General features: G+C 57.5%; 21 protein-coding genes and 2 pseudogenes. 12 read left to right on the top strand and 11 right to left on the bottom strand.

Features of this window, described 5'->3' with window-relative positions; translation table 11 throughout:
- Positions 1 to 36 precede the first annotated feature (36 nt).
- The gene (locus ACR0JW_RS15005; RefSeq protein ID WP_170611325.1) at positions 37 to 1,089 is read right to left on the bottom strand and encodes a TRAP transporter substrate-binding protein; all 1,053 of its coding nucleotides are present in this window, start codon (positions 1,087 to 1,089) and stop codon (positions 37 to 39) included.
- A gap of 328 nt (positions 1,090 to 1,417) precedes the next feature.
- Here ACR0JW_RS15005 and ACR0JW_RS15000 point away from each other — a divergent pair, with 328 nt between their 5' ends.
- The 4 genes from ACR0JW_RS15000 to ACR0JW_RS14985 all read left to right on the top strand — a co-directional run bounded on the left by ACR0JW_RS15000 (position 1,418) and on the right by ACR0JW_RS14985 (position 4,344).
- On the top strand, positions 1,418 to 2,191 hold the full coding sequence (locus tag ACR0JW_RS15000; protein WP_480714129.1) for a FadR/GntR family transcriptional regulator: 774 nt from the start codon (positions 1,418 to 1,420) through the stop codon (positions 2,189 to 2,191).
- A 21-nt stretch (positions 2,192 to 2,212) separates the two neighbouring features.
- Positions 2,213 to 2,872 (top strand): class II aldolase/adducin family protein, encoded by a 660-nt coding sequence (locus ACR0JW_RS14995; protein ID WP_170681267.1) that lies wholly within the window; start codon positions 2,213 to 2,215, stop codon positions 2,870 to 2,872.
- Positions 2,869 to 3,495, top strand: coding sequence for a class II aldolase/adducin family protein (locus ACR0JW_RS14990; RefSeq protein WP_170681265.1), 627 nt, complete (start codon positions 2,869 to 2,871; stop codon positions 3,493 to 3,495). The genes ACR0JW_RS14995 and ACR0JW_RS14990 overlap by 4 nt, the downstream gene beginning before the upstream one ends.
- A gap of 168 nt (positions 3,496 to 3,663) precedes the next feature.
- Positions 3,664 to 4,344 carry a GntR family transcriptional regulator gene (locus ACR0JW_RS14985; RefSeq protein ID WP_170681263.1) on the top strand — a complete coding sequence of 227 codons (681 nt, stop codon included), beginning with the start codon at positions 3,664 to 3,666 and terminating at the stop codon, positions 4,342 to 4,344.
- A gap of 4 nt (positions 4,345 to 4,348) precedes the next feature.
- Here ACR0JW_RS14985 and ACR0JW_RS14980 read toward each other — a convergent pair whose 3' ends face one another.
- The 7 genes and pseudogenes from ACR0JW_RS14980 to ACR0JW_RS14950 form a co-directional block, all read right to left on the bottom strand.
- Positions 4,349 to 5,305 carry a dipeptide ABC transporter ATP-binding protein gene (locus ACR0JW_RS14980; protein WP_480714128.1) on the bottom strand — a complete coding sequence of 319 codons (957 nt, stop codon included), beginning with the start codon at positions 5,303 to 5,305 and terminating at the stop codon, positions 4,349 to 4,351.
- Entirely contained in the window at positions 5,302 to 6,279 is a 978-nt protein-coding gene (locus ACR0JW_RS14975; protein WP_170825022.1) for an ABC transporter ATP-binding protein, read from the bottom strand. Before ACR0JW_RS14975 ends, ACR0JW_RS14980 begins: the two co-directional genes overlap by 4 nt.
- Positions 6,280 to 6,283: 4 nt before the next feature.
- A complete protein-coding gene (locus tag ACR0JW_RS14970; RefSeq protein ID WP_170681256.1) occupies positions 6,284 to 7,186 on the bottom strand; it encodes an ABC transporter permease subunit in 903 nt (300 codons plus the stop codon).
- A pseudogene (locus ACR0JW_RS14965) lies at positions 7,186 to 8,192 on the bottom strand (ABC transporter permease subunit). Before ACR0JW_RS14965 ends, ACR0JW_RS14970 begins: the two are co-directional and overlap by 1 nt.
- Positions 8,192 to 9,286, bottom strand: a complete 1,095-nt coding sequence (locus ACR0JW_RS14960; RefSeq protein WP_170681254.1) for a M24 family metallopeptidase — start codon at positions 9,284 to 9,286, stop codon at positions 8,192 to 8,194. Before ACR0JW_RS14960 ends, ACR0JW_RS14965 begins: the two are co-directional and overlap by 1 nt.
- Positions 9,287 to 9,356: 70 nt before the next feature.
- A complete protein-coding gene (locus ACR0JW_RS14955; protein ID WP_480714127.1) occupies positions 9,357 to 10,940 on the bottom strand; it encodes an ABC transporter substrate-binding protein in 1,584 nt (527 codons plus the stop codon).
- 288 nt (positions 10,941 to 11,228) lie between these two features.
- Positions 11,229 to 11,846: a TetR/AcrR family transcriptional regulator gene (locus ACR0JW_RS14950; protein ID WP_170681250.1), complete on the bottom strand. Its 618-nt coding sequence runs from the start codon at positions 11,844 to 11,846 to the stop codon at positions 11,229 to 11,231.
- Between the two features lie 206 nt (positions 11,847 to 12,052).
- Here ACR0JW_RS14950 and ACR0JW_RS14945 point away from each other — a divergent pair, with 206 nt between their 5' ends.
- From ACR0JW_RS14945 to ACR0JW_RS14910, 8 genes are all read left to right on the top strand, one after another.
- Complete coding sequence (locus ACR0JW_RS14945) at positions 12,053 to 12,982, top strand: AEC family transporter (protein ID WP_170681248.1); 930 nt, start codon at positions 12,053 to 12,055, stop codon at positions 12,980 to 12,982.
- Positions 12,983 to 13,085: 103 nt separating this feature from the next.
- Complete coding sequence (gene fghA / locus ACR0JW_RS14940) at positions 13,086 to 13,919, top strand: S-formylglutathione hydrolase (protein WP_170681246.1); 834 nt, start codon at positions 13,086 to 13,088, stop codon at positions 13,917 to 13,919.
- A gap of 3 nt (positions 13,920 to 13,922) precedes the next feature.
- Positions 13,923 to 15,380 carry a Si-specific NAD(P)(+) transhydrogenase gene (sthA, locus tag ACR0JW_RS14935; protein ID WP_170681244.1) on the top strand — a complete coding sequence of 486 codons (1,458 nt, stop codon included), beginning with the start codon at positions 13,923 to 13,925 and terminating at the stop codon, positions 15,378 to 15,380.
- Positions 15,377 to 15,832: a YaiI/YqxD family protein gene (locus ACR0JW_RS14930; protein ID WP_480714126.1), complete on the top strand. Its 456-nt coding sequence runs from the start codon at positions 15,377 to 15,379 to the stop codon at positions 15,830 to 15,832. Before sthA ends, ACR0JW_RS14930 begins: the two co-directional genes overlap by 4 nt.
- Positions 15,833 to 16,033: 201 nt before the next feature.
- Positions 16,034 to 17,158: an ABC transporter permease gene (locus tag ACR0JW_RS14925; RefSeq protein ID WP_170681241.1), complete on the top strand. Its 1,125-nt coding sequence runs from the start codon at positions 16,034 to 16,036 to the stop codon at positions 17,156 to 17,158.
- Position 17,159: 1 nt separating this feature from the next.
- A complete protein-coding gene (locus ACR0JW_RS14920) occupies positions 17,160 to 17,975 on the top strand; it encodes an ATP-binding cassette domain-containing protein (RefSeq protein WP_170611352.1) in 816 nt (271 codons plus the stop codon).
- A 5-nt stretch (positions 17,976 to 17,980) separates the two neighbouring features.
- Positions 17,981 to 19,297 carry an MlaD family protein gene (locus tag ACR0JW_RS14915; RefSeq protein WP_170611354.1) on the top strand — a complete coding sequence of 439 codons (1,317 nt, stop codon included), beginning with the start codon at positions 17,981 to 17,983 and terminating at the stop codon, positions 19,295 to 19,297.
- Complete coding sequence (locus ACR0JW_RS14910) at positions 19,294 to 19,944, top strand: ABC-type transport auxiliary lipoprotein family protein (RefSeq protein WP_170611356.1); 651 nt, start codon at positions 19,294 to 19,296, stop codon at positions 19,942 to 19,944. Before ACR0JW_RS14915 ends, ACR0JW_RS14910 begins: the two co-directional genes overlap by 4 nt.
- 14 nt (positions 19,945 to 19,958) lie before the next feature.
- Here the strand turns inward: ACR0JW_RS14910 and ACR0JW_RS14905 are convergent, their stop codons facing one another.
- The 3 genes and pseudogenes from ACR0JW_RS14905 to ACR0JW_RS14895 form a co-directional block, all read right to left on the bottom strand.
- Entirely contained in the window at positions 19,959 to 21,908 is a 1,950-nt protein-coding gene (locus tag ACR0JW_RS14905) for a vWA domain-containing protein (protein ID WP_480714125.1), read from the bottom strand.
- A pseudogene (locus ACR0JW_RS14900) lies at positions 21,905 to 22,443 on the bottom strand (RNA polymerase sigma factor). The gene ACR0JW_RS14905 and the pseudogene ACR0JW_RS14900 overlap by 4 nt, the downstream one beginning before the upstream one ends.
- Positions 22,444 to 22,503: 60 nt before the next feature.
- Positions 22,504 to 24,084 carry an FMN-binding glutamate synthase family protein gene (locus ACR0JW_RS14895; protein ID WP_170681239.1) on the bottom strand — a complete coding sequence of 527 codons (1,581 nt, stop codon included), beginning with the start codon at positions 24,082 to 24,084 and terminating at the stop codon, positions 22,504 to 22,506.
- Between the last annotated feature and the right edge of the window lie 63 nt (positions 24,085 to 24,147).

The following is a 24,147-nucleotide window of genomic DNA, read 5'->3' as shown; positions in this document are numbered from 1 at the left end:
AAATAAGCCGCCCCCAGGGAGGCGCAAGTGCTCAGGTCACTTGCGAGGGAGGAACGCGTTTTCTTTCCATACGGCATAGCCATCCCGGAATTCGTTCATATCGGTCAGAACCTTGTTGAAGAATTCGTCATTAGCGGCCTGTTCGGCGGCAACCTCTTCCCAGGTGGTGCGGAAGGTGGCCAGCATCTCGTCGTTCCACTGTTTGATCTGCACGTCGTTGTTTTCGACGTTGTCGATCAGTGCTGCGTGCTGGATCGCCTCGCCTTCGGCAAAACTGTCCGCCATCGACGCCTTACATGCGTTTTCGATGATCGCTTTGTGCTGATCGCTGGCTTCGCTCCACACATCCTTGTTGATCATCAGTTCAAACACGGTCGCCTGCTGGTGCCAGCCGGGGAAGTAGTTGTACTTGACCAGTTTGTGGAACCCCAGACGCGCATCGATGGCAGGCATCGAGAATTCAGTCGCGTCAATCGCGCCTTTTTCCAGCGCCGGGAAGATCTCACCACCAGGCAGCAGCGACGTGGCAACGCCCAGCTTCTGCATAACTTCACCGCCCAGACCGAAGAAGCGCATCTTCAGGCCATTCAGATCTTCGGGGCTGTTGATTTCATTTGCGAACCAGCCCGAGGTTTCCGGTGCGATGATCGCGCAGGGGATGACATGGACGTTGAATCCGGCCTGATCATACATCTCCTGATACAGGCTCAGCCCGTTGCCATAGTAAAGCCATGCCATGTATTCGCCAGCTTCCGGGCCGAAAGGCACGGCCGAGAACAGCGGAGCGGCGGGAATTTTGCCAGCCCAGTACCCCGCCGTGGTGTAGCCCGAATTGATCTTACCCGAGGATACGGCGTCCAGAATTTCAAACGGCGGAACCAGCTTTCCTGGCTCATAAACTTTCATTTTCAAAGTGCCGCCGGACATCAGGTCCAGTTGCTCGGCCACGCGCGGGATCGGCGAGCCAAGGCCCGGAAGCGCCGTGGAAAACGCAATCGGGGTTTTCAGCAACATCTTGTCAGCGGCCTGAACGGCGGGTGCGGCCAGAAGCGAGGCCGCAACGGCGAGCGAGGTCAGGGTGGTTTTCATGTGTACTCCTCCAAAGTGCAGGTCAGCCATCAGATCTGACCGGTCTCACCGCAGTGGCGGTATATGCGGTAAATATTGTTGACCACTTTGTTCAGTCAACAATTTTATTTACCTCTTGACGCCACATTCTCCGTTTTCGAGCTCAGGCGACTATTCGCTTTCGAAAAACCGAAATTGATCAAGAAAGTTTATTTTCTAAATTTTACAGAGATATACGCCGCTCACACCCATCCGTATTTTTGGGTATTTTTCCTTGCATTACAGGCGCTCAGTGGTAAATTTTAAAGACAACTGGATTTTTGTGATTTCCGGCAAGCGAGGAAAAGAATTGAGCACCAGCGGGCCTTTTGAACCTGTCGGCCACGAATCAATCGCCGACGCGGTGGTCGAACAAATCGAGACGATGATCGTCGACGGCATCCTCAAGGAAGGGCGCAGATTGCCGTCGGAACGGGATCTTGCAGAAGCGATGGGCGTATCGCGCCCAAAACTGCGTGAAGCGTTGCAAACTCTGGAGCAACAGGGGCTGGTAACTGTCCGCCACGGCGAAGGGACATTTATCGCGCCTCTGACTGGGCGGGCTATGTCGCCCGCACTGCTGTCGCTTTACGCCCGTCATGGCGGCGCATTTTATGACTATCTTGAGTACCGACGCGAACAGGAAGCCTTTGCCAGCCGGCTTGCGGCGCAGCGCGCGACACAATCCGACAAAGAACGCATCTCGGACATTATCGCGGAAATGCAGAAAGCCTGGGAAGAAGATGATACCGACGCCAGCCAGGAAGCTGATTTTCGCCTGCACGCCGCCGTGGTCGACGCCAGCCAGAACACGACCCTTATTCATATGATGGCCTCGATCTACGATCTGACGCGCCAGGGCGTATTCTACAATCGAAGGTTTTTGCGCACGATGGACGGGACTGGAGAAGTGCTGTTGCAACAGCACAAGGACATTGCGCAGGCTATTCTGGATGGCGACCCGGACAGGGCCGAGGCCGCCGCGCGAAACCATATGGACTTTGTGGAAACGTCGTTTCGGACAGGGCAGGAACAACAGGCCCGGGAAATCAGGGCCGCTAAGCGCCGTCAGTTTTCCAACTGAGCCTGCCAGTGGAGAGCGGATATGGTTGAATTCGAGCAGCAACGACAATCAGTAATCAAAACCTGTTTGCGCCTAGCCGGTGAAGGGTATCTTGCGGGCACCGGCGGCAATGCCTCCTTGCGTCTGAGTGATGAACTATTTGCCATCACACCGTCAGCCACGGAATATCCGTCGCTGACACCGGAAGACATCGCGGTGCTGAGGCTGGATACTTTGGAACAAGTGGATGGAACCAAACCGGCCTCCATTGAAAAAGCGATGCACGCGCAATTGCACCATGCATTCCCCGGCCGCCGGGCCTGCATTCACACGCATCAACCGGTGGCAAGTGCCGTTGCGCTGCTGCATCAGCGACTTGAGTGGCCAGAAGGCACGGACACGGAACTGAACGGGGATCACGTCGGGCTTGCGGAATACCAGTTCTCTGGCACCAAAGAACTGGTCAACGCCCTGAAACAGGCTTTGCGCCGGAATGTGTTTTGTTACCTTCTTGCCAGCCATGGTGTCATCGCTTCGGCCTCATCTCTGGAAAAAGGCGCGGAACTGGTGGCTGCAATCGAATTTGCCGCCGCGCAATACCTTGCTGCTTTGATCCGGAACTCCAATGAATTGCCTGAGATGACTCGTCAGTTGGTATCTGAAACGCTGAGCATGTTCCACGAACAAGGGCTCACGTCATGACCAGCAATGAGGGCGTCGAACATCAATTGCAGTTGGCTGCGTCTCGCTTGGCGGGCAAAGGCTTGCTGCAATCCGGCGACATGATGTCGATGCGGGTGCCTGACGAGAATGGGACGGTCAGCGTACATGCGGACGGCTCGATCAGCCGCAGCAAAATCGAAGCATCCGGAAACACTCATGCGCGTATCTACGCGGCGCGTTCAGATATCGGCGCGGTGTTGCAGTTCGATCTGATCTGGACCCGCGCCATGCATGAAATGCGCGCCACAATGCCCTCAGTTTTCGATGAACAGATGATCCGATTGGGACGCTCTGTTCCCTGTCTCGGCATCTCAAGCGACGATGACCTTCTGATCCCTACTATCGCAGGACAAAACAACGCCTTTGTCTGCAACGATACTACGTTTTGCTTCGGAACAGGCCTTGAAAGGTTGTTGCTGAACGCCGAGTTGCTGGAAAAATGCGCTAAAGCCTTTGTACTGGCGCGCGCCTCGGGCCAGCCGGTGCACGAAATTCCCATCGCCGAGCAAGACATGGCCGCAGGCCGCCTAAAAAAGGAAGAAGACGCCACAGCCGCGCGGCACAGGCAAGGGCTCTACTCCATTCTAACCAAGGGTTACTGACCCACCGGCAAAGGTGAATAGATCGATTGCATCGTTTGCGGCCATCTAATCGCCGAACTCCTGAGGCCAACATTTTGTTACCTGGAACACCTGGCCGAAAAACCTCTTTGAAATTCAGCGCCCATTTTGTATTTTGGATACAAAATCACCCAAGTTCGAGAGCAAGCAATGCCCCAAACGCGCGCAATTCCAAGACAAAGCCTACCGGATGTCATCACCAACGACTTGCGCGAAAGAATACTGAACGGGGAAATGGCCGAGGGTGAAACCATCAGGCAGGAAGCGCTGGCGGAAGAATACGACGTATCCCGCATGCCCATTCGCGAAGCACTGAAACGGTTGGATGCCGAAGGGCTGGTGCAGTTGACCAACAACCGGGGCGCGTCCGTCACAACGCACTCCCTGTCCGAGATCGGTGAAATCTTCGACCTGCGCGTTTTGATGGAGGTCGATTTGTTCAAGCGCGCGATTCCACATATGACCGAAGCTGATTTTTCCAAATGCGAAAAACTGCTGGATGAGATGGAAAAGTCTTATGACGCTTATGATGTCGGGCGGTGGGGCAGCCTAAACTATCAATATCACATGGCCCTTTACGCCGCCGCGGGGCGTGGGTTGACGAACGAAATTCTGCAACGGGTCAATCGTCAGTCGGACCGTTATGTCCGGCTGCATCTGAGCGTCATGAAACAGCGCGAGCCCGCCAAAAAGGACCATCAGCAGCTGTTGTCTCTGGCACTCGAAGGTCGTGTAGACGAAGCATGCGATCTGCTGACCAGACACATTCAGCGCACCAAGGATCAACTGTTGGAGATGGTCGTCGCCACACGTGCTGCCGAAGACCGCTGATTGATCAGGACAACGGATAAAGGCAGGCGACCTGATGGTCGGTACCGCGCAGATCCGGTGGAGCCGCTCGGCACCGGTCAGTTGCCAGCCAGCACCGCTGGGCAAATGCGCAACCTTTCGGAACGTTCATCGGTGATGGCAGTTCCCCCTCCAGCTTGATCCTTTCCTTGCGGGCATCCGGATCGGCACGCGGTGTCGTGGACAAGAGCGCCTTGGAATAGGGATGACGCGGGGCGGCGAACAGCTGCTCTTTGGGGGCTTTTTCCACTGCGCGGCCCAAATACATGACAATCACGTCATCAGCAAAATGCCTGACAACCGAAAGGTCGTGAGAAATGAACAGGTAAGCCAGGTTCAGCCTCTCCTGCAAATCCACCAGAAGGTTCAGGATTTGCGACTGAATGGAAACGTCCAGTGCCGAAACCGGCTCATCCAGCACCAGAACCTTGGGGTTCAGCATCAATGCGCGGGCAATGGCGACCCGCTGACGCTGACCACCCGAGAACATGTGAGGATAACGATTATAGTGCTCTGGTCGCAGGCCAACCATCTCGATCATTCTCCGCGCGCTGGCTTCGCGATCCGCAGCGGACATATCGGGCCGGTTGATGATCAATGGCTCCTGAAGGATCTGGCCGATCCTCTGACGCGGATTCAAGGAGCCGTATGGATCCTGAAACACGATCTGCACCGTTTCGCGCATTTGCGCCCATTTCGACGGTGTTATGTCGATCCCATCAATTGTCAGACTTCCCGAAGTCGGCTCTTCGATCATCGTTACCAGCCGGGCCAAAGTTGACTTGCCGCATCCCGATTCGCCGACAACGGCCAGTGTTTTTCCGGGTTTCAGATCAAAATCGACCCCAGACAAGGCTTTGACCGTTGCCGGTCTGGACAACAGCCCGCCCTTGACGGTGTAGAAACGCGCAAGCGCGGTCGCCCGTACGATAAGTGCAGTCATGCGATTTCTCCGGCTGCAATCTTTTCGACATGATGGCATCTCGCCTTGCCGAATGCGTCACTATGCGGTGTCGGGGGTGTCTGGACACAGGTTTCGTCGGCGAAACGGCAACGCGGGCCGAAAAGGCAACCCTTGGGCCGGTCGAACTGCCCCGGCACCACGCCGGGAATTGTTGGCAGCGTTTTGGACGTCGCCCGTTCAGGCAGAGCGCTTAGCAAAGCCGAAGTATAGGGGTGGCGCGGCGTGCGGAACAGATCGCCCACCGGCTGTTCCTCGACCTTCTGCCCGGCGTATTGAACCTGAACCCGCTCGGCGGTTTCTGCCACCACACCCATGTCGTGGGTGATCAGGACCAGCCCCATGTCCTGCTCGTCCCGCAACCGGACCAGCAGATCGAGGATCTGCGCCTGAATGGTCACGTCCAGCGCCGTGGTCGGCTCATCCGCGATCAGAAGCTTGGGCTTACAGGCGATGGCCATGGCGATCATGACCCGCTGATTCATACCACCGGACATCTGGTGCGGAAACGTGTTCAGACGGCTGGCCGGAGCGGGAATACCCACCTGATCGAACAGTTCGATCGCGCGTTCGTACCGTTCCTTGCGATTCAGTCCAAGATGGATGCGCAGCGCTTCTTTGATCTGGAAGCCGACCGTGAAACAAGGATTCAGCGATGACATTGGCTCCTGAAAGATCATCGCCATATCCTTGCCGATGATCTTGCGCCGTTCGCGGGCCGAAATACCGACAAGATCGCGCCCTTCAAAGCTCATCTCATCAGCCGTGATTGTCGCTGTCCACGGCAACAGGCCCATCAGCGCCAGCATCGACACCGATTTGCCAGAACCGCTTTCACCCACGATGGCCAGCAACTCGCCCTTGTTGACCGACAGGTCGACACCGTCGACGGCGCGGAACTTGCCCGAGGCGGTGGCGAATTCCACTGTCAGATTGCGGATCTGCAAAAGGCTCATGCGATCAGCTCCGTTTCAGTTTCGGGTCCAGCGCGTCGCGCAGCCCGTCGCCCATCAGGTTGATGGCCAGTACCGTGATCAGGATGGCCAGACCCGGAAAAGTGACCACCCACCAGGCGCGCAGAATGAATTCGCGCGCTTCGGCAAGCATGGTGCCCCATTCCGGTGTTGGCGGCTGTGCGCCCATGCCCAGAAAGCCCAGAGCGGCCGCATCCAGAATGGCAGTTGAAAACGACAGCGCTGCCTGCACGATGATCGGCGCAAGGCAATTGGGCAGCACCGTGATGAACATCAGCCGCGCTTTACCCGCTCCGGCCACCCGGGCGGAAGTGACATAGTCTTTCTGGCGTTCTGCCAAAACCGAAGCCCGGGTCAGACGCACGTAATGCGGCTGGAACACGATGGCGATGGCGATCATCGCGTTGGTCAGCGAAGGCCCGAGGATGGCAACCAGAACCAGAGCCAACAGCAATGACGGGAAGGCCAGAATGATGTCCATCACCCGCATGATCAGAGTGTCCACCCATTTCGGTGCGAACCCTGACAGCAATCCGATCATCACCCCGCCCGACACTGCGACACAGACCACGACAATCCCCACAAAGAAGGAATAACGTGACCCCATGATCAACCGTGACAGCATGTCCCGGCCGAGTGGGTCTGTACCCAACGGGAAAGCCCAGCTACCGCCCTCTTGCCAGGCGGGAGGTTGCAGAATGTGTTCGCGGAATTGTTCGGTTGGGTCATAGGGGGCCAACAGGGGCGCGAAGGTTGCACAAAAGACAAAGACGGCAAAGACCCACAAACCGATGACCGCGCCTCGGTTCTCGCTAAAATAATACCAGAACTCACGCAGTGCGCTGGGGCGGCTTTCGGATTTGGGTTGGGTTGCGGAAAGCTCGGCCATCACCGCCTCCGGATCTTGGGGTTGATGACGCCGTAAAGGACATCGACCAGCAGGTTCACAAGCATCACGATCACCGCAATCATCAGCAGACCGCCCTGCACCACCGGATAGTCACGGCGGAAAATGCTGTCGACCATCCACTTGCCGATGCCCGGCCAGCAAAAGATCGTCTCGGTCAGGATCGCACCGGCCAACAAAGTGCCGACGGACAGACCGATCACCATAACCACCGGAATCAACGCGTTGCGCAATGCGTGCAGCCCGTTGATCCGAGCCGGTGACAGACCCTTGGCACGAGCAGTCCGGATATAGTCTTCGCCCAGAACTTCCAGCATCGCGGAACGTGTCTGCCGGGCAATCACCGCCAAGGGGATCGTACCCAGAACGATGGTCGGCAGGATCAGGTGTCGTACGGCCGATCCAAACGCACCCGACTGACCGGACAACAGGCTGTCGATCAGCATGAAGCCCGTGACTCTTGGGAAGTAATACAGCAGATCGATCCGCCCCGAGACCGGTGTCCAGCCCAGATTGCCGGAAAAAACGATGATCAGCAGCAGCGCCCACCAGAAGATGGGCATTGAATAACCCACCAGAGCCGAGGACATCAGTGCCCGGTCAAAGAACTTGCCCCGGTTTACCGCCGCAATAACGCCCGCCGGCAGCCCAAGGACTACCGCAAATATCATCGCGCAGAGCGACAATTCCAGAGTTGCGGGGAACAGGGCAAAGAACTCATCCCAGACTGGTTTTTGGTGACAAAGCTTTCGCCTAGATCGCCTTGAAGAACACCAGCCAGATAGTCCCAGTACTGCTGCAGCACCGGTTTGTCGAAGCCCAGCTTCTCGACCATTTCCTGATAGCGTTCCTCAGTCATGCCACGTTCACCTGCCATGACAATTATGGGATCGCCCGGAAGAACCCAGTTGAACATGAAGGAAATCAGTGTCACACTCAGAAAGGTCGGGATGAACATACCCAGTCGGGTAAGGAAATAGCCAAACATCAGTGACCTATGATTCTGAGATCCTTGGGAAAGCTGGTCAGCGACCGGCAACCATCATCCGTCACCAGTACGTCATCTTCGATGCGCACACCGAAGTTGCCCAGTTCATAAAGGCCGGGCTCATTGGTCCAGACCATGCCAGCACGGATCACCTGATCGTTCCCGCGCATGATATAGGGTGCCTCGTGAACGTCACGGCCCAGCCCGTGGCCGGTCTTGGTACGGATACGGCCGGCGAATGGCGATGCCTCAAGCACGCCGGTAACCGCGTCGTCGATGTCATGAGCTGTCACGCCCGGGCGGCACACTTCAAATCCCTTCAGATTTGCCCGCAGCACGGTGTCATAAACCGCCCTGCCCTCGTCCGAGACCTCGCCTACAAAAAATGTACGTGTGATATCCGCTGCAAAGCCGTGCTTACGGGCTCCAAAGTCGAAAAGCAGCGCATCTCCTGACTGTATCTTGTAGTCCGCTCGCGCCTTGCCATGCGGACGGGCCGAGTTGTCCCCGGCCGCCACGATTGGGTTGAATGGCAGCGTCTCCGCCCCTTCGGCGAACAATGCCTGTATCAGCGCCTGCTCAACCTGCTTTTCGGTCTGGCCGATGTGCACATTTTCGATGACTTTCTCCAGCGCGCGTTCGGAAACATCGATTGCCGCCTGCAAAGCCGCGATATCATCGTCGGTCTTGACGATCCGCAACCCTGAAATCTCACGCTCGCCATCCACGATCTTCAGGTTCGGCATTGCGCGGGTCAGCGCTTTGGACACAAACACCCGCATCACCTGGCCTTCTACCGCCACGGACGACAGTGGCATGTGTTCAGCCAGCGCCGCAAAAGCACCATCATAACCGGTCTGATCAAACCAGTCGAACACTGCGCCCTCAAATCCAACCAGTTCCCACGAACCAAGTTCAAGATTGGGTACGATGGCCGCCGGTACGCCCTTTGCGGGGATCACAACCAGAAAGGGGCGCTCGTGGCTCATGAAGGCCTTGCCCAGCGCGCGGGTGAAATTTGGGCCGGGCACCAGCGCCACGGCATCAACTGACATGTCGCGTGCCAGTTGGCTGTATTCGGACAAATTCGGCATTTTGGTCAGCCTCCAACAACAAGAAAACCAGAGCCGCCATATCAGGCGACTCTGGCAAGTGAGTGGTGGTTTATTCGACGCTCACACCATAGAAGATGTGGCCGCCCAGCGGGTGCACCTTGTAGCCCTGCACCTTGTTGCTCATCGGCATGTAGACGACCGAATGCGCGATGGTTGCCCAGGGCGCCTGATCCTTGAAGATAACCTGCGCGTCTTCGTAGAGTTTGGTACGCTCGGCCTGATCAGTGCTTTGCTTGGCTTCCAAGATCAGTTCTTCGAAGGGCTCGTGGCACCATTGTGCGCGGTTGGACGCTTCGCGACCGTCACAGCCCAGCAGCACGGCCAAGAAGTTGTCCGGGTCGCCATTGTCACCGGTCCAACCCAGCAGAACCGCGCCATCCCGGTTCAGCTCTTTCGAGCGCGACAGGTACTCGCCCCATTCGTAGGACACGATTTCGACGTCCACACCGACCTTGGAAAAGTCTTCTTGGATCAGCTCGGCCATACGACGTGCATTCGGGTTGTAGGGACGCTGCACAGGCATCGCCCAGACCTTCATCGACAGATCAGACACGCCTTCAGCTTCCAGCATCGCATTGGCCGCTTCCGGGTCATAGGCGTCGTCTTCGATGGCATCGTTATAGCCCCACATGGTTGGCGGGATCGGGTTCTTGGCCGCCTGGCCCGAGCCCTGGAAGACCACGTCGATGATCGCCTGCTTGTCGATCGCCATGTTCAGCGCCTTGCGCACTTTCGGGTTGTCGAACGGTGCCATGGTGGTGTTGTAGGCCAAATAACCCAAGTTCAGAACTTCCTGCTCCATCATGTTGATGTCGGCGTCATCCTTCATCGCCTGAATATCGGCAGGGTTCGGATACGGCATCACGTGGCATTCGCCCGCTTTCAGTTTCTGATAATGTACCGACGCATCCGGAGTGATCGCGAAAATCAGGTTCTCAACCTGCGCCGGATCTTTCCAGTAATCGGCATTCTGAGCATTACGGATCATCGCGTCCTTCTGATAGGCCACGAACGAGAACGGCCCGGTGCCGATGGGCGCTGTGTTCAGCTTTTCAGGTGTCCCGGCCGCCATCATCGCGTCCGCATATTCCGCCGACAGGATCGAGGCGAAGTCCATCGCGATGTTGGCCACAAACGGCGCTTCGGGCTTGGAGAGTGTAAATTTCACCGTGTAGTCGTCGATCTTTTTCACCGACTCGACCAGATCGGGCATACCCATACCCTGGAAATATTCCCAGGTGCCGCCCGAAACCTGATTATAGGGGTGGCTTTCGTCTTTCTGGCGCATGAACGAGAAAATCACGTCATCTGCGTTGAAATCACGGGTCGGGGTGAACTCGTCATTGGAATGGAATTTCACGCCCTGACGCAGTTTGAATGTATAGACCAGACCATCATCGCGGGCCTCGACACTTTCGGCCATACCGGGGATCACATTCGTCGTGCCGGTTTCAAACTCGAGCAGTCGGTTATAGATCGGGTGTGACGAGGCATCAAAGGTTGTTCCGGCCGTAAACAGCGCCGGGTCGAACCCCTCAGGTGATCCTTCTGAACAATAGACCAGAGTGTTTGCCTGCGCCACGGCACCCGTCAGGGCAATCGCCGTGGTAGCGGCCAGCAATTTGAATTTCATAATTTTCTCCCAGAAATGGACTTCTCAAGACAGTCGCAGGGCTCTTTGTCGTCAGAGCATTCAGTGACAGCACAGGTCGATGCGAATAATTTCCGATAATGTATCCAAAATACAATATCCATTGTCAACTGACATGCTGCTGCAGCCTTGGATTTCCCGAAAAACCTTTCAATTATCCTCACCGAGAATTCTAATGTCTTTGCGCGACATCGAAATAAAATCCCTTGAAACAGACTGCGGAATGCAACTCCGCGTCGGCATCAGGATCTTTGTGAAAATGTGTGAAAATCAGGCCCCGTAGCGCGCCATGAACATGTCAACGGCCTGCTGCGCGACTTCATCGATTTCGGCCTGGGTGAAGCATTTTTGAAAACCAAAAATCGCCCGGGTCCAGATCCGCACCTTGCACAACTCCGAAAATTGTTCGGCGGCGATAAGGACATCGTCGATAGCCAATTCTCCCTTGGACACCGCTTTCTCAAGATACTCCGCCAACTGGCACTGACCATTTCGGGGACCCGCATCATAAAACGCCCGCACCAACTCAGGGAATCTGTCACGTTCAGCAACACAGATCCTAAACATTTGCTGAGCGATATCCGAAACCAGAAATTCCGTCAGTTGTGTTGCCGCGATAGTCAGCACTTCCCTTGCCGGTTTGCTGTCGTCCACCATCGCAACCACACGATCGGCCATGCGGGTACATTCGGTTTGGGCGACCTCCATGAACAGCAGCCTTTTGTCCGGGAAGTAGCTGTACAATGTTGCCTTCGAAACCCCGGCCACCCGAGCTATGTCGTCGACACTTGCACCCTCGAACCCATCCGCCAAAAAAACCTCTCGGGCGCCGCGCAGAACCTGATCGAATTTTCGGCCTGTGCGCAGAATTGTGGCGGCTTGGGTCATGTCTTCTCCTGAGGTGGTGCCTGACCTGAATTTATTAACCGTTCAGTTCAGATACAACGATTCTCGTGTTTCCAAGCGGTTCAAACCGACAATTGCAACGAACCGAGTGCCATTTCCCCGCTAAAAGAACAACAAGCCCTTCCGAAAATCCGAACTTTATATGCCGAAGGCTTGCGACGCGGAAAATCCGTGCTACCAGTCAACCGATGGTCGATATTTTCCTGCGCACGCTGCCCTTCTTCGCGATTATCGGCCTGGGATACTGGGCCGGGCGCAGTCGGTTTTTTTCCGAGGAAGCGACCGCATATCTAACCAAGTTCGTTTTCTACTTCGCGCTGTCGGCCATGTTGTTCCGATTTGCGGCCACATTGCCCTTTGCCGAGATTTTCAACGGACGGCTGGTTCTGGGATATCTGATTGGCACTGTCACCGTTTACTTGCTGGCCACGTTTGTGGCGTGGCTGCGTGGTTTGGATGTTCCGACCGCCGCGGTCGAGGCGCAATGCGCGGCCATCGGAAATGTGGGCTTTCTGGGTTTGCCTATGCTGGCGATGCTTTTCGGGCAGGCCGCAATCGGCCCTGTCATGCTGGTCCTGACGGTTGACCTTGTGGTGTTTTCGTCGCTGATCGTAATCCTGATCAATGGCGGCCGGGACGGTGCGCTGAAACCCGCAACCCTTCGACTGATCGGCATGGGTCTTCTGAAAAACCCGATGATCGTGTCAATCTCCGCGGGTTTGATATGGTCTGCCCTGCAGGTCCCCGTGCCTGCGCCGTTGAATGACTTCCTGACAATCCTCGGAGGTGCAGCGACACCGGGTGCATTGTTTGCCATCGGCGCATCTTTGGCGGGCAAATCGGCTGAACGCGTGCAAATCGCCGCCTGGCTGAGCTTTTGCAAACTGATTGCGCATCCGATCTGCGTGGCCATTGCCCTGATCTGGCTGATCCCTGTCGCCGCCTTCCCCGCTTCGGTTGCAATCGCCGCTGCCGCCCTTCCTGTTGCAGGCAACGTATATATGTTGGCAGCCCATTATGGGGTCGCACCACATCGGGCCTCGGCCGCGATTTTGTTGTCGACGATTACCAGCATCCTGACGATACCGCTTGTCATTGCCTGGGTGGGCACTCTCTGATCTTCACCTTTTCGAAAAATACTCTCGCCGAAGGCACCTGCACTTTACGGCAGGGCCTGTGACCGTTAGCCATGGGTCGAACCCAATACGAGGACAATACCTGATGGAAACCCTTTCCGAGAATGCCTGTTTCGGCGGCGTACAGGGCGTTTATCGCCATGCCTCAACCGCTTGCAAATGTGACATGACCTTTGGGCTGTTTTTGCCGACCGAGGCCAAGGACGGCCCGGTTCCTGTCCTGTGGTATCTGTCTGGCCTGACCTGCACCCACGAAAACGCCATGACCAAGGCCGGTGCGCAGGCCTGGGCCGCGGAACAGGGCATTGCCGTGGTATTTCCTGATACATCACCCCGGGGCGAAGGCGTCGCCGATCATCAAGACTATGATCTGGGCCAAGGCGCGGGTTTCTACGTGAACTCAACCCAGACCCCCTGGGCACCGCATTTCAACATGTGGGACTACGTTGCCGAGGAACTGCCCGCCCTGCTGGCTGAAACCTTCGCCGTCGACAGTGATCGGCAAGCCATCACCGGTCACTCCATGGGCGGGCATGGCGCGTTGACGCTGGCGATGAATCTGCCCGGCCGGTTCCGGTCGGTTTCGGCTTTTGCACCAATCTCCAACCCGACCGGCGCAGATTGGGGCCGCAAGCAGCTTGGCGCTTATCTGGGCGATGACGAAGCGGTATGGGCCAAACATGACGCGTCCTTGCTGATGAAGGAAAAGGGCTTTGACGGCCCAATCCTGATCGATACCGGAACCGATGATCAGTTCATCGATCTTCTACGCCCGGAAACGCTGGCGCAGGCCATCGCCGAGCGCCGTCAACAGGCGATCTGCCGCCTGCAACCTGGTTATGATCATTCGTATTTCTTCGTGTCCACATTCATGGAAGACCACATCACCTTCCATGCCGAGGCCCTGTACGGAGACTGAGGAATGAGCAAGTTTGACTATGACCTGATCATCATCGGGTCCGGCCCTTCGGGTCGTGCTGCGGCAATTCAGGCGGGCAAACTGCAACGCCGTGTTCTGGTGATCGACCGCAAGGACCGGTTGGGAGGTGTTTCCGTTCACACTGGAACGATCCCGTCAAAGACCTTGCGCGAAACTGTTCTGAACCTGTCCGGCTGGCGCGAGCGCAGCTTTTACGGGCGCTCGTACCGGGTCAAGGACCAGATCCGCGCCGAGGATCTGAAGGCGCGACTGCACATGACACTGGACCACGAGGTCGATGTGCTGGAGCACCAGTTCAATCGCAACCACGTGGAGACCCTCAACGGTCTGGCGAAATTCATCGGCCCGCACGAGCTTGAAGTTGCGACCGACGCCGGTGAAACAACGCGACTGACCGCCGCCAAATTTCTGATTGCCACAGGCACTAAAACATATCGCCCCGATTACGTTCCCTTCAACGGCAGAACGGTTGTCGATGGCGACGAGTTTCTGGAGATGGCCGAAATTCCACGTTCACTCTGCGTGATCGGTGCCGGGGTGATCGGTGTGGAATACGCCACCATGTTTTCGGCTCTGGACGTGCGTGTCACGCTGATCGAACCGCGCGAGACGTTCCTCGACTTCATCGACAAACGCCTGATTCACGACTTCACCCATCAGATTCGCGAAAACGGCGTCGATCTTCGTCTTGGTTCGGCGGTCGAAAAGATCGAGGATGCCGGCGGGCATGTCGAGATCACGCTGGACAATGGACGCCACGTCCGGGCCGAGATGCTGCTGTTTGCCGCCGGTCGCATGGGCGCGACTTCGGCCCTTAATCTGGACGCGGTCGGGCTGGCAACCGACCATCGCAACCGGATTGAAGTGGATCGGAAAACCTATCAGACCGCTGTGCCCCATATCTATGCCACAGGCGATGTGATCGGGCATCCGTCGCTGGCCTCGACCTCGTTGCAACAGGGCCGCGTCGCCGCCTGCCACGCACTCGAGACGCCCACACTGCCGGAAAGCCCCTGGTATCCTTACGGCATCTATTCTGTTCCCGAGATTTCCACCTGCGGCATGTCCGAGGAAGAGTTGCAGGAACGCGGTATTCCCTACGAAGTCGGCGTGGCCCGATTCCGAGAGACTTCGCGTGGGCATATCATGGGGCTCGAGCATGGCATGTTGAAAATGCTGTTCTCGTTGAAAACCCGCCGGGTTCTGGGGGTTCAGATCGTCGGCGAAGGTGCGACCGAACTGATCCACATCGCACAGGCGGTGCTGAACCTGAAAGGCACGGTGGACTACTTTGTTCAGAACACGTTCAACTATCCGACGTTGGCCGAGGCCTACAAAATCGCCGGTCTGGACGCGTTCAACCGGATGCCCATCCCCGAAGAGTTCAAGGTCCGCAAGAAATCTACTGAACCCTCCAAGAAAGAGGCAACAAAGGCGTGACGACCCTTTACGTCGATGGCGATGCCTGCCCCGTAAAGGCTGAGGCTGAACGAGTGGCCACGCGACACAAGGTGCCCATGGCGCTGGTGTCGAACGGCGGACTTCGTCCATCGGCGAACCCCTTGGTGCAGATCGTCATCGTCGCCGAAGGGGCCGACGAGGCAGACAAGTGGATCGCCGAACGGAGCGGGCCGGGGGATGTGGTGATCACGTCAGACATTCCTTTGGCTGCGAAATGCGTTGAAGCAGGCGCACGGGTTCTGCGCCCCAATGGCGAAGCGTTCACTGCCGCCAATATCGGACAGCAACTTGCCATGCGGGACCTGATGGCGGATCTGCGGGCCGCCAATCCCCTGGGTTCGGGAGGCGGCGGAAAACCGTTTGGAAAAGCGGACCGGTCGCGGTTTCTGGACGCGCTGGAACGTGAGTTGCGTGCAGCACTCAGGAGTTAGTGCCCTTGCTGGGTGCGGCCACGTTGCAAACGCGCTTCTCTCTGTGGTGTCAGGCGGCACGACGTGCTGGATTTGGGCGGACCGGCTGCGTGACACAATGGAATCCCAAACTGTCACTCTGACGCAATTGCGCCGCGCGAAAACCGGAAGACCCTGCACATTGCCGTTGCAGCGACCGCGCAATTACAATCACATACGCCCATGACTCTGCCAACGATCACATCAGAGCAAAACGGCGACGGCCTGCGCATATCAGTGGCCGGTGATCTGGTGACTCAGTCGTTGGAACACATCGAGCGCGCCTTTGCCGCGATGCCCCCGTCAGGCAAAGACGTGACCTTGGACCTGTCAGCCGTTGACTCTCTGGATACCGGCGGCGCATGGCTGGTGGCCGATCTCGCGCGCCGATACAAGGCTGCGGGGGCTGAAACGCAGTTTTTGGGCGCTTCTCCCGCTCATTCCGCGCTGATCGATACCGTATCCCGAAACATGCCGGAAAAGTCCAGCACGGTGGAGGGGCGCCGCAGCTTTGTCGACTGGGTCGGTCATCTGGGCGAGAAAACCGTTGGCGCAGGAAGAGATGCCCTGTCGATTCTGGAATTCACGGGGCTGACTTTGCACCGCCTGACCCGGACACTGGTGAAACCATGGCGCCTGCGCCGCGCGGCGTTGGTCACCCATATGGAGGAGACCGGCTTCAAAGCCCTGCCAATTGTTGGATTGATGGGTTTCCTGATCGGCGTGGTTCTGGCGTTTCAGGGGGCGACGCAGCTCAAACAGTTCGGCGCCGAAATTTTTGTGGTCGAACTGATCTCGATCTCGGTTCTGCGGGAACTGGGCATCCTGCTGACGGCCATCATCGTTGCGGGTCGGTCCGGCTCGGCCTTTACCGCGTCTATCGGGTCAATGAAGGTACAGGAAGAAATCGACGCCATGCGCACGTTGGGCCTGGATCCGATTGAGGTACTGGTGGTACCGCGTGTGCTGGCGCTGTTGATCATGTTGCCGATCCTCGGCTTCGTCGCCGACATGGCCGGCCTGATCGGCGGCGCGTTGATGAGCTGGATCGACCTTGGTGTCAGCCCGGGAATGTTTCTGACGCGCCTGAAGGAAAACACAGGTGTCTGGCAACTGGCGGTCGGACTGATCAAGGCCCCGTTTTTCGCCTTTGTGATCGGCATTATTTCCTGCTGGCAGGCAATGCAGGTGAAAGGATCAGCCCAAAGCGTGGGCCAGAGAACAACCGCGTCCGTCGTGCAGTCCATTTTCTTGGTGATCGCCATCGACGCCCTGTTTTCGATCTTCTTCTCCGAGATCGGGGTCTGACATGGACGGTACGGCCCCTCAGAAATCCCAACAGACGAATACCCAGCGCGAAGCGGTAATCCGAGTGCGCGGATTGAGAAACCAGTTCGGACCGCAGGTTGTGCATGACGGCCTGGATCTTGATGTCTGGCGCGGTGAGGTACTGGGCATTGTCGGGGGTTCGGGCACCGGGAAATCGGTGCTGTTGCGAACCATTGTGGGGCTGAACAGACCCGCCGCTGGTAGTATCGAGGTTCTGGGTGTCGATGTACTGAACGCGCCCGATGAAGAACGTCAGCGGATCGAAAAACGCTGGGGGGTGGCCTTTCAGGATGGGGCTTTGTTTTCGTCGCTCAGCGTGCTGCAGAATGTCATGGCCCCGCTGCGTGAACACACCGGGATCAGCGAAAAGCTGATGGAGGCATTGGGAAGCCTGAAGATAAGTCTTGTCGGATTGCCACAACTGAGCTGCGGCAAGTTTCCGTCCGAGTTATCAGGCGGTATGCGCAAACGCGCGGCCTTGGCACGGGCTCTGGCACTGGACCCCGAGATCGTGTTTCTGGATGAGCCGACCGCCGGGCTGGACCCGATCGGGGCTGCTGCCTATGACGATCTGATCGGTGAATTGCAGCAGGCGCTTGGGCTGACGGTCTTCATGGTAACGCATGATCTGGACAGCCTTTATGCGATTTGCGACCGCATTGCCGTGCTTGCAGAAAAACGCGTGCTGGTTGAAGGTCCGATTGAGGATATGGTCAAAGTAGATCATCCTTGGGTGCAGGAGTATTTCACAGGCCCCCGCGCGCGCGCAGCGCAACAGAAGGGGCAGGACAGGTAGAGGCGATGGAAACTCGGGCGAACTATATCCTGATCGGCGCGTTTACCCTGGCGGGCATCTTGGGCGTGTTTGGGTTTTTCCTGTGGCTGGCCAAGTTCGAGGTCAATCGCCAATACGCCTATTACGACGTTCTGTTCGAAAACGTGTCAGGTCTGTCAGCAGCTGGCGGCGTCAGTTTCAATGGTCTGCCCGTTGGTCAGGTGGTTTCGCTCAGGCTGGATGAGGGCGATCCCTCAAAAGTCCGCGTTAAGCTCGAGGTGGACGCCGACATTCCCGTAACATCGGAAACCGTCGCCCAGCTTCAGTCGCTTGGCGTCACGGGAGTTGGCTATGTCGAACTGACCGGGGGATCGGTCAATGCGCAGCGGCTGCCGGAAAACAGCGTCATCAAAAGCAAGCGCAGCACGATACAGTCACTGTTCGAAGGAGCCCCGAAGGTTCTGGATCAGGCGATCGTGCTTTTGGAAGACCTGAGCGCCGTGGTGGACGAAAAAAACCGCAAGGCAGTCTCGGATATTCTGAACAATCTGGCGTCAGCGTCCGGGCGGCTGGATAACACTTTGTCGGATTTCGAAAGCCTTTCAAAAGACATCAGCGGAGCCGCAAAGAACATCGGCGCGTTTACCGATCGGCTGGACCAGTTGGCAGACACCGCGGACACCACCCTGAAGGCGGGCACGGACACGCTGCAAAGCATAAAAACCGCCTCAGATTCAGCTGTCGGCGCATTGGATGAGGCCAAGACAACTCTGGCCACGGCCGATCAGGTGTTGAAGCAGGACATCAAGCCGTTCCTGGATCGTGGCTCACAACTGGCCGAACGTCTGATCGGCCTGTCTGACGAGGGCAGCGTGGCACTGGGCGTAATTTCGGAAACGGTGCTGAACGCAAATTCGACCTTGGCCACGATCTCATCGACAATGGACACGGCCAATGGGGCGCTCGCTTCGGCCGAGCGTGCTTTTGATTCAGCCAACCGTGTCATGGACGAAGATGTTTCGGTCGTCGTGGAAGACATTCGGAACGCAGCCAATCAGGTGGCGGAGACGGTTTCAAATGTCACGGAGCGGATCGACAAGATATCTGACGACATTCTCAATGCCTCGAAATCCGCATCCGAATTGCTGGAAACGATCGATGGCATCGTGCAGGACAACCGCCGGCAGGTCTCGGATTTCCTGCGGGTCGGATTGCCGCAATTCGTCCGCTTCATCGAGGAATCCCAGCGTCTGGTCATCAGTCTGGATCGCCTGGTCGACAAGGTCGAGCGTGACCCGGCGCGCTTCCTGCTGGGCACACAAGCTTCGGAGTTTCGCCAATGATTAAACGCCTCTCTCTGGCTCTGATGATCGGGGCGCTTGGCGGTTGCACGGGGTTGGGCACGCTGAAACAGGCGTCGAAGCCGAACGATCTATATCTGCTGACGCCCAAAAGCACGTTTTCGTCATCGCTGCCGCGCATCAGCAAGCAGATCGTCGTCGAGGAGCCAACGGCAACGGCGGCCGTCAACACCGACCAGATTGCGGTGCAGCCTAACCCGTTGCAGGTCCAATACCTTCCACGTGCCAGATGGGTCGACCGTGCGCCGTTGATCGTTCAGGCCCTTTTGGTGGAGAGCTTTGAAAACAGCAACAAGGTAGCCGCAGTGGGTCGGTCCACAGTCGGTCTGCGCGCTGATTATGTGATTGTGCCTGATCTGCGCGAGTTTCAGGGGATCGTGGTCGCCGATACCGAAAACACCAAAACCGTGCGTGTCGAAGTGCGGATGAACATCAAGATCATCGATGATTTCGACGACAAGATCATCGCTTCGAACTCGTTCCAGGAATTTGTCGTCTCAGCCAGCGACCAGACGCCAGATCTGGTCGAGGCTTTTGACGTCGCACTGGGAAAAACCATGCGCGACGCCGTGGAATGGAGTGTCCGCAGGATCAACAATCACGCGGCCAGCAACCCCCGCGCATTCTGATCCTGCACCAAAGACTACTCGGACAGCGACTCGGACAGCCGCATCAGCGTCACGGCTTCCGCACGGTAGCCGAACGGGTCATCGCCCTTGGCTGCGTTTGCCAGTGAAATGGCGTCGTCGTAGGACCAGGTGCCCAAATATTCGCCGCCGTGCAACAACTGGCCAAACCCGGCAATCGCAGTTGAAAAGCGTGCATCATCGGTCGGCACCCCCTGCCCCGGCAGAATTGGCTGTTCAATCAGCTGGCTTTGGCTGGCACCCGGGACCTTGTAGCGCAACTTGAAAAACCCGATCTCATCCAAGCCGTCCGGCGCGGTTTCATTTGGATAGCGCAGCGGTCCGTTTCGAATGGCGTCCGAGCCTGTGGGCGTCACCTCGTAGATCGCGGTCACGCTATGGCCCGCACCGATGTCTCCGGCGTCCACCTTATCGTTCGAGAAATCCTCGCGTCGCAGGGCGCGGGTTTCATAGCCGATCAGGCGGTATTCAGCGATTTGTGCAGGATTAAACTCGACCTGTATCTTGACGTCATTGGCAATGGGGAACAGCGCCCCGATCAGTTGATCGACCAGAACTTTACGCGCCTCGCCCAGCGTATCGATATAGGCCGCCTGGCCGTTTCCATATTGCGCCAGCGCCTGCATGGTCGCGTCATCCAGATTACCCCGGCCAAAACCAAGCACGCTCAGATAGGCTCCGCTGTCCCGTTTGCGGGCAATGAAATCCTTCAGCGCGTCCGGGTCGGACAGACCCACATTGAAATCACCGTCCGTCGCCAGGATCACGCGCGTGACGTCCCCGTCATCTGCCATGGACTCGGCAACCTGATAAGCCTGCTGCAACCCCGCCTGACCGGCCGTCGATCCACCCGCCTCCAACTGATCAAGGGCGTTCATGATCTTGGTCCGATCCGCCGCTGCGGTCGGCTCCAGAACCTGACCCGCACTGCCGGCGTATGTCACGATCGAGACCTGATCTTCGGGACGAAGCTCAGACAACAACAGGCGAAAGGATTGCTTGAGCAATGGCAACTTGTTCGGCTGCTGCATGGACCCGGACGTATCGATCAGAAAAACAAGGTTCAGCGGCGGCCGATCTTCAATCTGCGGCAACTCGCCCTGAATACCGATATGCACAAGCTGAGTGCCCTCGTTCCAGGGCGTCGGTGTCACCGTGATCGTCGGCCGGAAAGGCGCATCCCCTTCGGGAGCGGGATAGGTGTAGGGGAAATAGTTCACCATCTCTTCGACCCGCACCGCATCTTTGGACGGCAGCCGACCGTTCATCAGAGAGGATCGGACGATGCCATAGGACGCCGTATCCACATCAATTGAGAACGTAGAGACCGGATCGTCGGTGGTGATCTTCAACGGGTTGGTTTCGGTGTTGGAAAAGGTTTCTGTGTTTTGTTCTTGTTCGGCAACCGGTGCAAGCATGCGTTTCGCAGAATGTTCGGACGCGCCGGTCGCATATCCCAGGACGACACCGCCAACGAGCGCCTCGGCCATGCCCCTCTCGGGTTTTGCAGACGGCGGCACTAAGGTCTCTGCCTCGGGGATATCGGCAATCGGCTCCTCCGGCAGGGGCTGGGGCACAGCATGGGCAATATCTGCCTCCGGTTTTGAACCTACTTGTGGAGATGACCCGTCACTTTCGCCGCGGGACAACGGATTGACCACGATGTCCTGCACCTGCGGCACGATCAGGATCAGGGCAACAGCGGCTATCGCCGTGGTCGCGGTCAGCACGCCACGGTGGGAGAGGGCAGTCAACATTGATTTCGCTCCTTCAGTCATGCGGGCCAAGAGGCCTCGCTTGACATTGGGACGCGCCCCATTGCCCGATCCTTGGGCGCGGGAGAAAGTTTTTTGGGCCATGGCCAGATTTTCAGCCCGGTGCCGGGCATCCGGTGCGGGGGTTGCCGCATCCATCAGCGCCTTGAGATCATCCAGATCGTCGGTCATTGCGCCAACTCCTCTTGCCGCATTGCCTTCAGGCGTTTGCGGACATCCGACATCCGCCAGGATATCGTCCTTCCGAGACACCCAGGACCTGAGCCGCCTCGGCGTGGGTCATTTCATCCTCAAGCGTCAGTGCCAATGTGTCCTGCAGCTCCTGCGGCAGCGACCGCATAGCCCGTTGCAGCCAATCCATGGCTTCTGTGGTTTCTGCCGACTCCGCGCGGCGCATCTGTTCGACATCGCCCCACCCCGCCGCGGCTTTTTCATGGCTTGCCCGGCGTCGCCGCGCATCTTCTGCCGCGTTGACCACAACGCGGTACAGCCACGTGGTGAACTTTGCCTGCGCCCGAAACCCCTTGATCTTGACCGGTAGAGCGGCACAGATATCCTGCGTCAGATCCTCGGCCCTGTCCGCTTGACCGGTCAGCCGAAATGCCAATCGGAAGACGAGATCATAGTGGCGCGCCAACAAGGTGGCGAACGCGTTCGCGTCGCCTTTGGCTGCCGCCTTTGCCAGATTTTCGTCAGACGTCGTCATCCGCATCACGTTGATAAGACGGATACCAGGCGTCAATCCTTGGCGCGTTCCGAAAAAGAATCAAAAATGAGCGGCCGAGGCTGTTTTCCAGTCTTCTGCAAACATCTGGGGTATCGCTTCAGTCAGCAGAGCACCGTCGTCGATGAACGAATAAAGCTCTGCATATGTCCGCTCGCACTCATCCGCCGTGCGGCGGTGAATATCCGAAGGACGCAGGTCAGCAACCTTTTCTTTACCCATCGCGCCAAGCAATTCGCGAAAGCTCTCCAACGTGGCGTCGTGATACCGGTGAACTCGCTGACGCTTCTGCGGGACGTTCACGGCCCGACCCCGGACCGGATCCTGTGTCGCCACGCCCGAAGGACAGCGGTTGGTGTTGCAGTGCAAGGCCTGGATACAGCCCACCGCGAACATCATGGCCCGCGCCGCGTTACACATGTCCGCCCCCAACGCAAATTTCTCGATCATGTCATAACCAGTCGCTACCTTGCCCGAGCAGATGACGCGTATCTGGTCGCGCAAACCTACGCCGCGCAGGCAGTTGTTCACAAAGATCAGAGCCTCATTCAGAGGCATGCCCAACCGGTTGGTAAACTCGACCGGGGCCGCCCCGGTGCCACCCTCCGCACCGTCAACGGTAATGAAATCGGGCAGAATACCGGTCTCCAGCATGGCCTTGCAGATCGCCATGAATTCGGACGGTTTGCCGATGCACAGCTTGAACCCCACCGGTTTGCCACCCGACATTTCCCGCAGGTGCTGAACGAAATGCATCAGGCCCGTCGGGCCTTCAAACGCAGAATGCGTGGGGGGTGAGATGACATCCTGGTGCACCGGCACACCACGAATCTCGGCAATCTCTTCATCAACCTTGGCCGCGGGCAGAACGCCACCATGCGAAGGCTTTGCCCCCTGTGACAGCTTGATTTCTATGGCCTTGACCACCTCTTTTTTTGCTTTTTCGGCAAAGAGATCCTTGTCAAAACCACCCTCCGGGGTGCGGCATCCGAAATAACCGGTCCCGATCTGCCAGATGATATCCCCACCTTCGGCCAGATGGTGCGGCGACAGCCCGCCTTCGCCGGTGTTATGCGCAAACCCACCATCCCTGGCTCCGCCGTTCAGCGCCCGGATCGCGTTGGCGCTGAGGGCCCCAAAGCTCATGGCAGAAACATTCAGTCGGGACGCGCTGTAGGGTTGGTCACATTGCGGCCCGCCCAGCGTCACCCTCTCCTCGCTTTCGGGCACGTGTTTGGGTGCCAGTGAATGCGCCGCGCGAGTGTAGCCAACAGTGAGGATATCGTATTGTGTCCCGAAGGCCTGCGTATCCACCTGACCCTTGGCGCGGGAATAGACCAACGACCGGACGATCCGGTTGTAAGGCCGACCGCTTTCATTGGTTTCCACGAAATACTGGCGGATTTCCGGGCTTACGAATTCCAGCATATAGCGGAAGTGCCCAAGGACCGGATAGTTGTTCAGCACATTGTGCCGGGTTGTCATCAAGTCATATGCCCCAACCGCGGCATAGGGCACCAGCAGGACCAGCAGCCAATGGATCGGAGACCAGAAAAATCCCAGCAGCAGGGTCAACGGCAAAACGACGCAACTGAGCACGAAATAAAGCCTGCGAACGATCATTTTCGGTCTCCTTGCGCTTGGCGGGCCGGGGTTTGCTTGGCTTAACGAGAGGCTTTTTGGTTA

The organism is Ruegeria sp. BG6 (assembly GCF_056538465.1).
The sequence above is the reverse complement of the archived record's forward strand: the minus strand, read 5'-3'. Positions and strand labels throughout refer to the sequence as shown.